This is a genomic window from Paenibacillus glycanilyticus (assembly GCF_051200795.1).
Classification (GTDB): domain Bacteria; phylum Bacillota; class Bacilli; order Paenibacillales; family Paenibacillaceae; genus Pristimantibacillus; species Pristimantibacillus glycanilyticus.
This window is the reverse complement of record NZ_CP195155.1, coordinates 427,011-442,702: the sequence shown is the minus strand read 5'-3', so window position 1 is coordinate 442,702 and position 15,692 is coordinate 427,011. Positions and strand designations below refer to the sequence as shown.

At 58.2% G+C, this 15,692-nt stretch carries 12 protein-coding genes and 1 pseudogene; all 13 read right to left on the bottom strand.

The window, feature by feature from the left end; all coding sequences use genetic code 11:
* Position 1: 1 nt before the first annotated feature.
* Positions 2–898, bottom strand: a complete 897-nt coding sequence (gene galU / locus ACR9FF_RS02120) for a UTP--glucose-1-phosphate uridylyltransferase GalU (RefSeq protein WP_127499302.1) — start codon at positions 896–898, stop codon at positions 2–4.
* Positions 885–2,060, bottom strand: a complete 1,176-nt coding sequence (locus ACR9FF_RS02115) for a DegT/DnrJ/EryC1/StrS family aminotransferase (protein WP_127499300.1) — start codon at positions 2,058–2,060, stop codon at positions 885–887. The genes galU and ACR9FF_RS02115 overlap by 14 nt, the downstream gene beginning before the upstream one ends.
* 317 nt (positions 2,061–2,377) lie before the next feature.
* Positions 2,378–3,046 carry an acetyltransferase gene (locus ACR9FF_RS02110; protein ID WP_435172020.1) on the bottom strand — a complete coding sequence of 223 codons (669 nt, stop codon included), beginning with the start codon at positions 3,044–3,046 and terminating at the stop codon, positions 2,378–2,380.
* Between the two features lie 29 nt (positions 3,047–3,075).
* Positions 3,076–3,696 (bottom strand): sugar transferase, encoded by a 621-nt coding sequence (locus ACR9FF_RS02105; RefSeq protein WP_283094673.1) that lies wholly within the window; start codon positions 3,694–3,696, stop codon positions 3,076–3,078.
* 114 nt (positions 3,697–3,810) lie between these two features.
* Positions 3,811–4,824, bottom strand: a pseudogene (locus tag ACR9FF_RS02100) (glycosyltransferase family 4 protein); the annotation flags it as partial.
* A gap of 47 nt (positions 4,825–4,871) precedes the next feature.
* Complete coding sequence (locus tag ACR9FF_RS02095) at positions 4,872–5,918, bottom strand: NAD-dependent epimerase (RefSeq protein WP_201007455.1); 1,047 nt, start codon at positions 5,916–5,918, stop codon at positions 4,872–4,874.
* A complete protein-coding gene (locus ACR9FF_RS02090) occupies positions 5,915–7,276 on the bottom strand; it encodes a glycosyltransferase family 4 protein (RefSeq protein WP_435168606.1) in 1,362 nt (453 codons plus the stop codon). Before ACR9FF_RS02090 ends, ACR9FF_RS02095 begins: the two co-directional genes overlap by 4 nt.
* 690 nt (positions 7,277–7,966) lie before the next feature.
* Positions 7,967–8,647, bottom strand: coding sequence for an acyltransferase (locus tag ACR9FF_RS02085; RefSeq protein WP_435168604.1), 681 nt, complete (start codon positions 8,645–8,647; stop codon positions 7,967–7,969).
* On the bottom strand, positions 8,622–9,986 hold the full coding sequence (locus ACR9FF_RS02080; RefSeq protein WP_435168602.1) for a hypothetical protein: 1,365 nt from the start codon (positions 9,984–9,986) through the stop codon (positions 8,622–8,624). The genes ACR9FF_RS02085 and ACR9FF_RS02080 overlap by 26 nt, the downstream gene beginning before the upstream one ends.
* Complete coding sequence (locus ACR9FF_RS02075) at positions 9,976–11,115, bottom strand: glycosyltransferase family 1 protein (RefSeq protein WP_127499381.1); 1,140 nt, start codon at positions 11,113–11,115, stop codon at positions 9,976–9,978. Before ACR9FF_RS02075 ends, ACR9FF_RS02080 begins: the two co-directional genes overlap by 11 nt.
* Positions 11,112–12,353: a polysaccharide pyruvyl transferase family protein gene (locus ACR9FF_RS02070; RefSeq protein WP_435168599.1), complete on the bottom strand. Its 1,242-nt coding sequence runs from the start codon at positions 12,351–12,353 to the stop codon at positions 11,112–11,114. The genes ACR9FF_RS02075 and ACR9FF_RS02070 overlap by 4 nt, the downstream gene beginning before the upstream one ends.
* The gene (locus tag ACR9FF_RS02065) at positions 12,350–13,756 is read right to left on the bottom strand and encodes a flippase (protein ID WP_435168598.1); all 1,407 of its coding nucleotides are present in this window, start codon (positions 13,754–13,756) and stop codon (positions 12,350–12,352) included. The genes ACR9FF_RS02070 and ACR9FF_RS02065 overlap by 4 nt, the downstream gene beginning before the upstream one ends.
* 40 nt (positions 13,757–13,796) lie before the next feature.
* Positions 13,797–15,626: a polysaccharide biosynthesis protein gene (locus ACR9FF_RS02060; protein WP_435168596.1), complete on the bottom strand. Its 1,830-nt coding sequence runs from the start codon at positions 15,624–15,626 to the stop codon at positions 13,797–13,799.
* Positions 15,627–15,692 lie beyond the last annotated feature (66 nt).

Below are 15,692 nucleotides of genomic sequence, written 5' to 3'. Positions count from 1 at the left end.
GTTAGTTCGCCGCCTTCGTAATAAAATGCTTCTCGTATACTTGCTGCAGGTAGCCCAGCACATCCTTCTGCAGATCATCGCGCTGAAGCGCGAAGTCCAGCTGTGCCTTAATAAAGCCAAACTTGTCGCCTACGTCGTAACGGACGCCGTCAAAATTGTAAGCCAGCACGTTGCGCTGGTCATTCAGCTTCTTGATCGCGTCGGTCAGCTGAATTTCGTCGCCCGCGCCCGGGGATTGATGCTCGAGAATATCGAAGATCTCCGGCGTCAAGATGTAACGGCCCATAATGGCATAGTTGGAAGGAGCGGCTTTCTTCGAAGGCTTCTCCACTAGTCCATCCAGGAAAAAGACCGACGGCTCGATCGACGATCCGCGAGGCGCGATAATGCCGTATTTGGATACATCTTCATCCGCTACGCGCTGCACGCCAACCACCGAAGACTGATAACGGTCATGGACGCGGATCAGCTGGCTGAGGCAAGGATCCTCGGATTGTACGATATCGTCGCCAAGCAGAACGGCAAACGGCTCGTTGCCCACAAAGCTGCGTGCGCACCAGATCGCGTGGCCAAGGCCTTTTGGCTCTTTTTGACGGATGTAGTGAATGTTCGCCATCTCGGAGATGCCGCGGATTTGCTCAAGCTCCTTCGTCTTGCCCTTCTTGGCAAGCATATCCTCCAGCTCGAACGTTTTGTCGAAATGATCCTCGATCGCCCGCTTGCCGCGGCCGCTGATGATCAGAATGTCTTCGATGCCGGAAGCAATTGCTTCTTCAATGATGTATTGGATAGTCGGCTTGTCCACGATCGGCAGCATTTCCTTCGGCTGAGCTTTTGTTGCAGGCAGGAATCTTGTGCCGAGACCGGCAGCTGGAATTATCGCTTTACGCACTTTCATGGGACATCCTCCTCGATTTCATCTGAATGGTTTGTTTGATGCAGGTAATGACGCGGTCTTGCTCATCCCACGTGAGACTGGAGCCCGACGGCAGGCAGATGCCTTGCTCGAACAGCGTGTCGGACACGCTGCTTCCCGGCTCATGCGGGAAATACGGGTAATATTGCAAAAGCGGCTGGCGGTGCATCGGCTTCCATACCGGGCGCGCTTCGATATTCGCTTCGGTAAGCCGTTCCAGAAGATCGGCCGGCGTGCAGCCCGTAGTGATGGGATCGATCGTCATTGTCGTGAGCCAGCGGGTAGCATAGCCATATTCCGCTTCCGGCATCATGTTGATGCCTTCGATGTCGGCGAAAGCCCGCTTGTACCGGTCGAACACCGCTCGTCTAGCGGCTACCCGGTCATCGAGCAGTTCCAGCTGTCCGCGGCCGATACCCGCGAGCACGTTGCTCAGACGGTAGTTGTAGCCAAGCTCCGCATGCTCGTAATGCGGCTGCGGCTCGCGGGCTTGCGTCGCCCAGAAGCGCGCCTTCGACAGCGCCGCGGTATCGTCGGAGACCAGCATGCCGCCGCCGGAGGTGGTGATGATTTTGTTGCCGTTAAAGGAGTAAATCCCGAATTTGCCATGAGTACCGCTGGATTTGCCTTTGTACATGGTGCCCAAGGATTCGGCAGCGTCTTCAATGACCGGCACGCGGTACTTGGCGCAGATCTCGTTAATGGCATCCATGTCGGCGTTCTGCCCGTACAGGTGGACAACGATAACCGCTCTAGGCAGCTGCTTGTTGCGATGCGCTTCCTCGAAGGCGCGCTCGAGCGCCTGCGGCGACATCGTCCAGGTCTCGGCGTCGCAGTCGATGAAGACCGGCACGCCGCCTTCGTACAATACCGGATTCACGCTTGCGATAAACGTAAGCGAGGAGACGAAAACGCGGTCGCCGCGTCCAACTCCCAGCAGCTTAAGCGCCATATGGATGGCCGCGGTGCCGGAGGACAGCGCAACTGCCCCCTTCGCTCCCACCTTCTCGGCCAGCTCGCGCTCGAACTGGTCGACATTGGGACCAAGCGGCGCGATCCAGTTCGTGCGGAAGGCTAGGTCTACGTATTCGCGCTCCCGCGTTCCCAAATGCGGCGGGGATAAATAGATTCGACTGTTGTTCACGTCGCGATCAGCTCCTCTTTGTGCTGCCCGCCTCTGTCAGGGCGGGCTATATGGTGCGCGCGGTTCGCGTTGGCAACGCCGCGCGCTTGGTTTTGGTTTGCTGCGCCGCCAGCGGCGAGGGCGGTAAGCTCCAGAAGGGGCTGACCGGGCCTGGCGCTGAGCGCTTGATAGTAGTGAAAGGCGTATTCCAGCCTTTCGGCGGCCAAATTCCCCCGCAGCGATACATGAAAGGCTGTGTTCGTCCTTTCAGCGGAACCACTGCGGAAGCCGGCCGTGTAAGGCGGGCTTCCACCTTACACTGTCTCACTGTTGCTTCCTTACAGCGCTTTCTCCACGCTGAGGCGTGGCTGCACGACCCGTGCCGGGACGCCCACGGCGGTCTTGCCGCCGGGGATATCCCGGACCGCGACGCCGCCCGCGCCAAGCACGGACCAGCTGCCGACGCGGATGCGCGGGATGAGCACCGCACCGCTGCCGATATGCGCGCCTTCCTCGGCGGAGGCGGCGCCGGCCATAGTTGCGTTCGGCGATACATGCGCAAACGGGCCGACCAGCGCGTCATGCTCGACGACAGCGCCGGAGTTAATAATGGCGTGCGCGCCAACAACGGCGCCCGGGCCAATAACCGCGCCGGGCATCACCACGGCGCCAAGCCCGATTCGCGCATCCTCTGCAACAACCGACGCGGGATGCACGAGCACTGCGTATGAGGACTCAGGCAGAGAAAGCATCTCTACGATGGCTCGTCTCGTCCGATTGTCGCCGATGCCGATTACCACGTGCATGCCCGGCTCATCCGCGAGAAAATGCTTCAGCGTCGCGATTGGACCATACGGCAGGCCGCCCCGCAGCTCGACGCCGGAGAAGCGGTCGTCAAGGACTGCCGCCAATCGGTAAGTCTTCGATACGCGGGCGATATCCATCAGCACCCGGCCATGTCCACCCATACCCACAACGATGAGAGGGCGTCTTGCAGGCTCCTCCATTACCCGGTATTGCTCCGTATGACCGCTAATCATGATGCATTCCCCATTTCTCTGCTTCCCGTAAATTTTTGAACGGTGGCCTGACCCGCGCTCGAAATTCCGTCACGCTTCAGCACCTTTCCCACAGTCCGTACCAATATGCGAAAATCAAACCAGATGCTCCGGCGCTCCACGTAAACGAGATCAAGCTTGAACTTGTCCTCCCAGGAGACGGCATTGCGTCCGTTCACCTGCGCCCAGCCCGTAATGCCCGGACGGACATCGTGACGATGCGCCTGCTCTTCGGTATAAAGCGGGAGATATTCCATCAACAGAGGCCGTGGCCCCACCAGACTCATATCCCCGCGAATTACGTTAAATAATTGCGGAAGCTCGTCCAGACTCAGCTTGCGAAGCAGCTTGCCGAAGGATGTTAGCCGCGCTTCATCCGGCAGCGGCTGACCAAACCGGTCGTATGCATCCCGCATCGTGCGGAACTTCAGCACGTAGAACGGATTGCCGTACCTGCCTGGACGCTGCTGCTTGAACAATACCGGCGAACCCAGCTTCAGCTTCACCAGCAGCGCAACGATCAGCATCACCGGCGAAAGCAGCAGCGCAGCCGGTACGCTGGCAACCAGATCGAACAGCCGCTTGCCAAAAGCATTCAGCCTAGCTCCAAGTCCGCGTCTCCGATCCACTTGAGCCTTCGTACTGCGATACAGCCGCATCAGACGTTCGACAACCCGGGCTTCCGTAAACGCTGCCTCAATCCGGCGGCGTCCCGCATCGCCCATCCGCTTCCTTGCTTCCGGCGTGTTCATCATCGCCGCAAGCGCTTCGCCCAGCTGCATCGAATCCCGGTAAGGGACGAGCAATCCGGTCTCGGCATGCGCCACCAGCTCTCGCGTGCCCAGCACTTTCGTGGCAACAACCGGCTTGCTGAGCGCCATCGCCTCCATCAAGGAGCGCGGGATGCCTTCTTTTTCCGAGGTCAGCGTTACGGCATCGGCCATGACCAGCCAAGGAATAATGGAGGACTGCTGTCCGACGAACAGCACATCATCCTCTAGGCCGCTCATTTCCGCCTGAAGCTTAATCTCCGCCTCCAGCGGACCTTGTCCGGCCAATACCGTTACCCAATTCAGCGCACCAACCCGTTTGAGCTCCGATAAAGCGTCTAGCAGCAGGCTATGATCCTTCACCGGTTCAAAACGCGCCGCCATAAACAGCACCTTTTCCTCCCGATCGATGCCATGCTTCCTGCGAAGCGCCGCCGTCTGCTCCGGCGTTACTGCGCCGGCCAGATCGTCCAAATGCTTAAGGTCTACGCCGTTGCCTTCCACAAACACCGGCCGCCAAGGCGCCAGCTTGCGAAGCACGCCGGCATCCTCCTCGTTCTGCGACGCTATCGCATCGCTGCATAACGCGCCAAACTTCTCCAGCATTTTGTATAACCAATACGTCTTCTTCGGCTGCCCTTCATAGAACGGCAACCCGTGGCTCGTATGAATAACCACCGGAACCCTTGCCAGCTTCGCCGCAATCCGTCCGATGAGTCCGGCTTTGGCCGTGTGGGTATGCACAATGTCATACCGCTCCCGGCGGAACAGCTTGTACATCGCAAGGATCGAACGCAGGTCGGCAACCGGTTGAATGGAGCGCGCCATCGGCAGCAGCTTCCATTCGAACGGGTAGGCTTTTTCCTTCATCAGCTCCGCATCTACACCCTCTGGAGAGGAGATGAAGGTTACCTCTACGCCTTCCTGCTGCTGAAGCAGCCGAAGCTTGTCGCCCATAATTTTGTGGCTGATGCCGGAGGTGCAGATATGGGCTATTTTTCGATTCATTGTCCCGCCGCCTTTACCGCCGTCTGCAGATCTGCTTGGGCGCCGTAGTACGACTTGTACCACTCGGCAAAACGTCCGATGCCTTCCTCAATCGTTGTCTCCGGACGGAAATCCACATCCGCCATCAATCCGTCGATGTCCGCGTAGGTTGCGGTTACGTCGCCCGGCTGCATCGGCTTGAACTCCATAACCGCTTTGCGTCCCAGCTTGTCCTCAATCGTGTTGATGAACGCCATAAGCTCAACCGGCTTGTTGTTGCCGATGTTGTACACCTTGTAAGGCGCATAGCTCGTGCCCGGATCCGGATCGACGCGATCCCACTCCGCGTTTGGCTGCGGCGCGCGGTCGAGCAGACGGTAAATGCCTTCCACAATGTCGTCGATATACGTGAAATCGCGCTGCATTTTGCCTTCGTTAAACACCTGAATCGGCTGCCCGGCCATAATTTTTTGCGTAAAGCTGAAGTACGCCATATCCGGGCGGCCCCATGGACCGTATACGGTGAAGAACCGGAGTCCCGTCGTTGGCAGGTTATATAAATGGCTGTAGGCATGCGCCATCAGCTCGTTGGATTTCTTCGTTGCCGCATACAAGCTGACCGGGTGGTCGACATTGTCGCTGACCGAGAACGGCATGCTGACGTTGGCTCCGTACACGGAGCTGGAGGAAGCATAGACCAGATGCTTGATGCCCGCCTGGCGCGAAGCCTCCAGCACATGGCCGAAGCCCTGCAGGTTCGTCTCCAGATAAGCAAAAGGATTCGTGAGGCTGTAACGCACGCCCGCCTGAGCCGCCAAATGGACGATCGTCGTAACGCCTTCCTCCCGGATTAACGCCAGCAGACCTTCGTAATCCGCCAAATCCTGCTCGGCTCCCTTGAAGGACGGCGAAGCGACCAGCTGCGACCAGCGGTCCCGCTTCAGCTGCACATCGTAATAGTCGTTGAAATTGTCCAGCCCTACGACGCGTTTGCCTTCCTTCAGCAATCTCGCGCTCAAATGGAAGCCGATAAATCCGGCCGCTCCCGTCACCAAAATCGTCATATAGCCCCCACCCTTTCTCTGCTCTCGCTTGTGCTTGTGTTTGTGCTTGTGTTTGTGTTTGCGCTTGTGTTTGTTGTTTCGCTGCTTGTATAGGTCTCGGTTTGCTCCGTTGTGTCCGTAACAACTTGTTCCGCCGCGGCCGCGGCTTCCGCTACCGAATCCTTCAAAGCCCCTTGCCGCACCATATCGCCGAAAGACTGCCAGAACGCCTGTCGCTTCGCATCAAGCCGCTGCTTCGTGAATTGCTTCGATTTGCCGAAATTCCGCTCCGCCTGCTCCTTCAGCCATTGACGGTCAAACGTCGCGCGTTTGATCTGCTCGGACAGCGGGCCGACTTGGCCCGGACGATGCAGGCAGCTCTCGTGGATCAGCTCCGGAATGCCGCCTGCCGTAGAGCCAAGCACCGGGCATCCCCGGCTCATCGCTTCAATCGTGGCCCGCGGCAGTCCTTCCTGGTAGCTTGGCTGCAGATACAAATCGATACCGTCCAGCCATTCGAATACGGCCCCGCCGCTTGGCAGCACGCCTTCGAAGGAGACCATGCTTCCGATGCCGAGCTTTTCAGCCATGGCCTGCCAGCGTGCCGGGTCCCCGTCGCCAAGCACGCGGAACTTGACCGAAGGCAGCTGCTGCTTCGCTTTGGCAATGGCGCGAAGGGCGATGTCGATCCCTTTCGTGCGGCCGTTCAGCGAGCCGATCAGCCCAATCGTCATCGGCGAATCCAGGCTCATCGCCTGCAGGCGCTCCAACCGGCGAGTCAGCACTTCGTCGCCCGGCTCCGGAATTTCCACATTGGAGCACGATTCCGTCTTGCCGCCGACATTCGGATAACGCTGCTGCAGGAACCGCTCCGTTACATACAGCGCATAAGGCGCATCCTTCACGATTGTCCTTGTCTGGTTCAGCGAGAACGGCGCGTACAGCTTACCCTGCAGATTGCCGTAATTCCATAGTCCATCCCAAGCGCAGGCTACGACTTCAACCGCATAAGGCTTGCCCATTTGGCGCGCAACCCGGATCGCTTCGGCTCCGATTTCGCTTGGCACGCGAGCGATAACGGCATCTGCCTTGCCGATTGCCTCCTGCAGCAGCTGCTCGATGTAGCCCCGCTTCGTCATTTTATTGACCGGATTGCTCAGTGACGGAAGCACAAGGAAATCCACATTAGGTCCGCTCGACAGCGTTTTGCCCGCCATATCTTCATCCGAGGATGCTTTCTTGCCCCGGGCTGCAACCGTAATCTGGTCGAATACGCCTAAATACCGTTCCCACACCGCATAAGGCAGCTTGCCGCCAGAGAAAAATTTCCCCGATTCGTTAAAATAGAACGTATGGTCATGTGCCCACAGCACCTTCATGTTCTTTCCCTCCTTCTATTTCTATTGCCCGGCTGCGGCGGTAATCGCCCCGCCGGGCGGCTTGCTGGCCGCGATAAGACCCTGTCGGGGTCTTATCAGCCCTGCTCTTGCCCTGGTGCGGGCGTTTAACGCCCTCGCAGGGCCTTATTCGCTCGCCCGGTGGCGGTAATCGCCCCGCCGGGCGGCTTGCGGGCCGAGATAAGACCCTGTCGGGGTCTTATCAGCCCTGCTCTTGCCCTGGTGCGGGCGTTTAACGCCCTCGCAGGGCCTTATTCGCTCGCCCGGTGGCGGTAATCGCCCCGCCGGGCGGCTTGCGGGCCACGATAAGACCCTGTCGGGGTCTTATCAGCCCTGCTCTTGCCCTGGTGCGGGCGTTTAACGCCCTCGCAGGGCCTTATTTGCTCGCCCGGTGGCGGTTATTCCCGCCTCAGGCGCGTCCAACATTACCATAAGGTCCCTCAGGGACCTTAATGACCCTATCCAGCTGCTACTTTCGCAGCTTAAGGTCCCTTAAGGACCTTAACTATCCTCTAACTGCCGCTTTCCGCCGACTTTTGCGCCTTCTCCCACACCCTAAGGTCCCTCAGGGACCTTAACGACCCTAACCAGCTGCTACTCTCGCAGCTTAATGTCCCTTAAGGACCTTAAATGCCCCGTGGCTGCCGCCTTTCCGCCGCATTTAAGCCGCTGCTACGCGCCTTCCGGCGCGGAAGGCGTTCCCACGCCGATGCTCTTCACGGCGCGTGCCGGAACGCCGGCAGCGAGCGTGCCGGCCGCAACCGGCTTGTTCACTACGGCGCCGGCGGCTACAACCGCGCGGGCGCCGATCTCGACGCCAGCCAGGATACGCACGCCGCAGCCGATCCACACGTCGCGGCCGATCCGAATAGCCGAGCCCATGACCGGGTTGTCGCGGATCGGAAGCGACGGATCGTTCCAGGTATGCTGGAACGAGACAACCGAAGACTGGTGCGCGATCGACACTTCGTCCTCTATGATCAGCCCTCCGTATGCATCGATATAGCATTGCTTATGGATGCTTACATTCGAGCCGATAATGAGCCGCTCCGGATAACGGAGCTCGACCGATCGGCCGATCAACACATTGTCGCCGCAGCGCTTCGCCATTCTTCTCAGCAGGACGTACCGCATGGCGACGCCCGGCAAATCCGGCAGCCAGTCGCTCAGCACCCACATCCACTGCAGCAGCGGCCTTGGCACCGGCTTCAGCGCAGCTTCCGCTATTCGCAGCAAACCGCGGAACCGGCCGAACTGATCGCGGCCTCTTTTTTTCGTCTTATGGGCCGCACTCCGTTCCAATCGATCTCCCGTCCATTCACCTGCCCTACGTCGTTGTTCTTGTTCCGCCATGTCCTTGCGCCTCCTTTCCGCCGGCGAGTCTTTCATGCCAAGCAGGTACTGCCGCACCTCCAGCCGGCACGCGAGCAGCCTCTTGCTGCTTCAACTCGCGGTCTTGTTCAGCCTTCAAAGACTGAATTTTCCGATGTTTCAGAATAAAGATTTTGCGGCACCACATAATGGCGTAGGCTGCAATCGTATAAAGAATCGGCAGTACCGGCAGCTTCTTGCGCACCATGTTGTCCCCGATCGTCCCGACGCCATAGTCCAGTTCCCGTCCCGTAATCGTGACATAACCGACCAGCACCAGCGTGCAGGCGTAGGTGAAGATCAGCGCGGCTGCCATCAGATAAAACTTTCTCGTCTCCTTGTAGACGATCGCCTGATAGACCGAGATCATCAGGATAATGCCCATAAACACCGCTTCCAGCGTGCGAAGCAGCAGCTCCGGCTCCCAGTTGCTGAAGTTGATCGGATTCGGACTAAGGAACAGGAAGATCGACAGCATCGTCGCGTTGATGATGCCAAGCGGCCCAATCTGCAGGAACAAAAGTCCAGCCGCCCCAGCCATGACGCACAGAGAGGTGCGGACCTTCTGGGTGTACAGGAAGTAAAAGCTGAGCGTATAGATAATCGCGTAATCCCTCAGCCCCGTCGCGTACACGATGACAAGGATGAACAGAAGCCATCTCTTGCGAACGAGCAGCTGCGCTCCAAGCAGTCCCAGCCATACGCATGTAATGTCTTTTGCGAACAAAGAGGACATGTACATCAGCGACGGACTAAGCATTAATCCAACCACCGAGACGATGACAAAAGACTGCTTAGAGTTCTCCGGATCCGGAAGCTCGTACCCGAAGCGGCCTGCGTTCAGCTTGTACGTGCTGTTGACGATCAGAATGAGCAACACCGTGTTGAACAAAATAATCGCCAGCGGATCGTCCAGCTCCAGCCATTTGAAGAACGGCATATACAGCAGGCCAAATACCGGGTAAGCGGAAATGTTCATCCAGCTGGTCTGAATCTGCTCCATGGCATACGGCATAAATTGCGACAGCTTCTCGAAGGTTGTCACCTGCTCGTAGTAATGGATCTCGTCCGGCCCGGCCAGCGGATTGACGGTTGCCGCATAGATGGCTTTACCCGCCAGCGTAACCGTAAAGCTCGCCATCAGCAGCACCGGCGCATTCGGCCAGCGCATGAGCACGAAGAACGGCAGCAGCAGTCCGCTGTAAAGAATAAGCGAGAGCCTTTCATCCGCGGCAAAAGCCCACTTTGCCGTCAGAATCAGCAGGACGGAATATCCGACCAGCATGATTTTCCGCGTATCGACTAAACGGTCAGCCTGCATACAGACGCTCCAGCTTTTCCGCGCTTACGCGGATATCGTAGCCGCGCTCGCCCAGCGCTGCCGCTCTTTCCTGCCATTCCCCGCCGCCTCGGGCTCTTCGCTCGCCGATGCTGGCCATCGCTTCCGCCCAGCGCTCCGGAGAGTCATTCAGCGCAAGACGCTCGATTAAGCCGATTCGCAGATCCGCTTCCCGCGGTACCGTCTCGGAAATCAGGCACGGCACGCCTGCAGCCTGCGCTTCAATGAGCACGATGCCAAGTCCCTCATAGAGCGACGGCAAGACAAAGGCGTCCAGCGAGCCAAGCAGCTCCGGCACATCCTTGCGGAGGCCAAGGAAATTGACCTTGCCTTCAATCCCAAGCTCACGCGCCTTCTCTTCCATCTCCGGCCGCAGCGGCCCGTCGCCGCAGAGCAGAAGACGGGACTTCGGACGCTGCTTGACCAGGCTTGCGAAGCTGTCCAGCAGCAGCGCGTGATTCTTCTGCTTGCTGAACCGGCCGATATGGCCGATAAGCAGCTCATCCTCTGCGGCGCCGAAACGACGGCGAAGCTCCTCGCGGTTCTCCCGTACAAGCGACTCGTAAGGAGCGAGCGTAATAGCGTTAGGGAACACGTCTACGCGTCCGTCCTTCCAGCAGCCGTCTCCGAAGAGAGACTCGCATGCCGCCCGCGAGCAGCCCAGCATATTGGTCGAGTGACGGCTGATCAAGCTGCGCATATACGAACGGTACAGATTGCGAACCAGCGATGTCGACTTGCTGTCGCTCGTGTTGTGACTGTGACTGATCCGCACCGGCACGCCCAGCTTGTCCGCCAGCTTAAGCACGTACCCGCTGAAGCCGAATACATGACTGTGTACCGCGGCGTAAGGACCGTATTTGTTCATGTTAGCCGTCAGCTGCTTGCGGAAGGAGCGTATTCCGTCCTTCGGCGGCGGCTGAACGAAGATCGTTCCTCCCAGCGCCCGGATTTCGTCGTCGTAGAAAGACGGCTCCGGCGATTGCACGGCAAAATGAAATTCGTATTTGTCCCGGTCAATGTTCCGATATACATTCATCAGCAGCGTCTCGATGCCGCCGGGATGCATGCGTCCAACGACATGCAGCACTTTGATTTTGGTATGGCTCATGGCAGTATTCTCCCGATATGTTCATAGAGCTGCAGCTTCTTGGCGTCAATGGCCGGTCCCGAGTCCGCCATCCGGCCGTCTACCGCAGCGGCAAGCTGCTGCCTGCTCTCGCGGAAGTCGATCAGCTGGCTCTTCATGCCGAGATCGGCGAAAATATTCTCAAGCTTCCGGTCCCAGATCAGACCGTATGTCGGCTTGCCCATCGCAAGCGATGGAATGCAGGCATGAAGCCGCTGCGCAATAACGGTATCGCAGGCGGCAATCGTGCCCACCAGCTGTTCGACCGTTGTCGGATAAGGAGTGAACTCGACACCCTTCAGACCCGACAGCCGCGGCTTCACGAACTCCTCGACAAACGCGTTATCCGATGCCGCGCCGTTGGTGAAGAAGCTTACGTTGTGGCCGGCTCCAATCGCGACCTTCGCCGCCTGCAGCCACCAATCCGCGCAAGCCTCGCGCTCCCAGCGGAGCTCGCAGTGACGGTTCATCTCATGCGGGTCCATCACGCCAAGGCCAATTTTTCGTCTCCCCGACTTCTCCTGTCCCGCCGCTGCCTCCGTCAGGCCAAAAGCCTCCGGCGTGAACAACGCCGGGTCGGCTAACGTAACCGTCTTGACCGCAAGCTTCGGATCAAGGTCAAGCAGGAAACGCCGCGAATCTTCGTCCCGCACCGCGATCGACGTGGCATACCGGCAAGCTCCGAGCAGCCAGCGCCTCGCCTGCGTGCTCCAAGGCCCGCGAGCGCCAACCAGCAAAATATGAAGCGGCTTGCCTTGGCGCTTGGCCTCATCCGCCACTCGGCGGACAGCCAGCGGGAACGTCCAGTACGTATCGATGAGCAGATGCCCGCCCCCGATAAATACCGCTTCCGATTCCTCCACTGCCTGCTGCAGCTCGCGGTTCAGCTTCTCGTTCTTGCCGCGATGAATCCAATAAGCCTTCAGGCGCCGGAGCGCATCCGGCGTCATCTTCTTGCCCGAGCCTGCGCTGTTCAGCTTCACGGCGGGTGCCGAAGCATATTGCGCGGCCGCCGATGCCGGCGGGCCCGCTAATGCATAATGCAGACCGCCCCGCGCCGAGTAGATCGGCATCGATTGATCGCAGCGGCCGTCAAGCAGGTCGAAGTGAATAACCTGATGTTTGCCCCGCATGGAGATAATCCGGTTTAACGTATAAGCGATGAGGCCATCGCCCAAATTCGGCGATTTCGGAACCCCCGCCAACAATACTTTCTTCACGAGTAATTCCCCCTCTTTCTTGCGAATGACAAGCTTGGCGCCCAAGCCAGCGTCTGCACGCCCGGTTTGCGTCTAACGAGCAGCACGGCTGCCGAGTTCCAGACGATAATCGACAGCGTAGAGGCAAGAGCTCCGCCAAGCATACCCATTGTTGGGATCAGCAGCGCGTTAAGCGCCGCATTCACGAACGCGGCTGCGATCAGCACTTTGGTGAGCGCGTTCTGGCGTCCGGTCATCGTAGCGACGGTGCCGTTCTGCCCGCAATAAGCGCTGAACAGCTGGCCGAAGGCCAGGATCAGCAGCGACGGATAAGCCTTCGTGAACTCCGGACCAAACAGTCCAAGCGTCCAATGGCCAAGCACGACGAAGTAGGCAAAAACAACCGCCGCGAAAGCAAATCCGATCCGTCCCGTCCGGATGCATACCCGCTGGAGTCCGGCAATGTCGCCTTTTGCATACTTTTCGGATACAAGCGGCGATGCCGTCATATTCACGGCGGTCAGCATAAATGACACCAGGACGGCCAGCCGGACCGCTGCCGAGAAGAGGCCCGACTCGGTCTCTCCCCGCATAAAGCCCATCATTAACACGTTTAATTGTCCGAGAATCAAATACATGCCGGCATTAATCATTAACGACGATGATAATCGCAGCCAGCCTCGCGTCTCGTAATTAGGCTCTACCCCAGCCGTCTGCGAGCCAATCCGCTTCTTCAGCACAATCGCGCCAATCACGTAGGTGACAGCCGTTGCGACCGCGAAGCAGAGCAGCGCCATCGCGGCGCCAAGCTTCACGCCGGCAGCGCCAAGCGCCGCGACAAAACCAATCGTCAGTACCGGGCGGATAATCTTTTCCGGCATTTGTGCGAATAACGCGTCCTTCATCGCCTGCAGCGCGCTTTGGCGCAAGGTGGCAAGAGTAAGAAGCGGAATCGCGGCAAAGCCGGCGATATAAGCAATCGTCTTGGCGTGAGCTTCGCTTCCGCCTTGTCCGCCCCTGCCCCAGTCCATCAAGGCAACTACGGCAATGCCGATAAGCGCGGCTAGCACGGATAGCGTAAAGCCGATCTGATTGCTCCGGCGAAGCAGCCCTTTGATCAATGGCCAGTTGCCTTTCACCCGATAGGCGGAGACGAGCTTAACCGTTGCGGTATCAAAGCCAAGCTTCGCCGGGAAAACCATAAACGTTACGACCGTAGTTACAAAAGCGTATATCCCGTAATCCTGTACGCCGAGCAGCCGGGCCAGCGCAATCTGCAGCAGCATCGCCAGTCCCATCCCAACGGAGTTGATCAGGAAGCTGGCGCCTCCTCCCCGGCTGAGCCGCGAAGTAATAAGCGTTCGAATGGAGCCTGCACCTGCGCCCGCGCTTGAGGCGCTGCCCTCCTTACCGCCGAGTTTCATGCTGCACACTCCTCAAAAAGATAAACATTCGTTAACCGCGTTAACCGGCAGCCGTTGCGCCGCCATTGCGGTAGGTTGGAACCAGATGCTGCAGAACCGCGCGGATATCGTCCGGATGCTGGCCAAGCACCTTTTCCATCTTGCGAATCTCGAAATCAAGCTCTTTGCGGTTGAGCTGCACCGGTCTGCCGATAAAGATCCGGTTATGCTTCGTGGAAGACAGGCCTTCTTCGTTCGTCAACAGCTCTTCATACAGCTTCTCGCCTTCGCGCATGCCGGAGAACGTAATGTCGATGTCGACATGCGGCTCGTAACCCGACAAGCGAATCAGATCGACGGCCAGATCGTAAATTTTGACCGGCTTGCCCATATCGAGAATAAATACCTCGCCGCCCTTGGCGAACGAGCCTGCTTGAATAACGAGCTGAACGGCTTCCGGAATCGTCATGAAATAACGCACCATCTCCGGATGGGTAACCGTTACCGGACCGCCCTTGACAATCTGCTCCTTGAAGCGCGGAATAACGCTGCCGCGGCTGCCAAGCACGTTGCCGAACCGTACGGCTACGAACTTCGTATTGCTGTGCATGTCGAGAGATTGGATAAACATCTCGGCGATCCGCTTGGTTGTGCCCATTACGCTAGTCGGGTTAACGGCTTTATCCGTCGAGATCAGCACGAAGCGTTCCGCTCCGTACGCGTCCGCGCATTCGGCGACGTTTTTCGTACCGAATACGTTGTTCTTGATAGCTTCCGCCGGGTTGCGTTCCATCAGCGGAACATGCTTATGCGCGGCGGCATGGAAAACAACCTGAGGCCTAAATTTGGCGAACACGCTGTCGATCCGCGTGCGGTCCTGTACGTCGGCGATAACCGTCTCGATAGCCAATTGCGGGAATGAGCTGCGCATTTCCATTTCAATCGTGTAGATACTGTTCTCGCCGTGGCCAAGAAGCAGCAGCTTGCTTGGTTTGAATGGCGCGATCTGGCGGCAAAGCTCGGAGCCGATCGAACCGCCTGCTCCCGTTACGAGAACCACTTTATCCTGTACGTATCCGGCGATGTGCTCGAGATCGGTACGAATCGGGTCGCGGCCAAGAAGGTCCTCTACGCTGACATCGCGCATGCGGCCTGCCGCGCCGCGGTTATCAATCATATCCTGAAGATCCGGAACGATCTTCAGCTTCGCTTTTGTTGTTTTGCAAAGGTTAACCAGCTCGGAGATTTGAGTCTTCGATACCGAAGGCATCGCGATAATAATTTCGTCGATATGATGCGATTCTACGACACAAGCAATCTCCTTGCGGTTGCCGAGAACCCGCAGCCCCAGGATATCCATCTGGTGCTTGTACGGGTCGTCATCGATAAAACCTACCGGCGTTACGCTGACGCCGTCGTTCTGCATCATTTCTTTCGCGATTAAGGTCCCGCAGCTTCCCGCTCCGATAATAAGAGCGCGACGGCCGCCGGCCGGTTTGCTCACGCTGTATTTATCGCAAAAGATACGCCATGCAAGACGCGGAGCGGTAAGCAGCAGGAAAGTGCCTGCCGCGTGATGCAGCATAAGCAGCGGATGAGCTTCTCCCTGCATCACCCACCAGGCAGCAAACGGAACAACAGCCGAGATCAAGGAAACCTGCAGCAAGCAAAGCATGTCCGAAATGCCGGTATACTGCCAGATCCGGCGGTGAAGACGGAGCCGGTGAAGCCGCCAGAAGCCAACGACTGCCGCTAACGCTGCATAAGACAACCATGCAGCAGCCCCGCCTTGAGGCGCCGAAGGTTCAAGCGCGTACGCGATGGCGAAGCTGGCAAGCACGGCTGCCAGATCCCCCGCCACAATAACTTTTGTCCGATAATGAGCCCGCATTATTATTTTCCTCCTCTTTCCCTTTGCGTTTATCTATATATGGTTCTGCTTTAGAGTCTGGTTCGT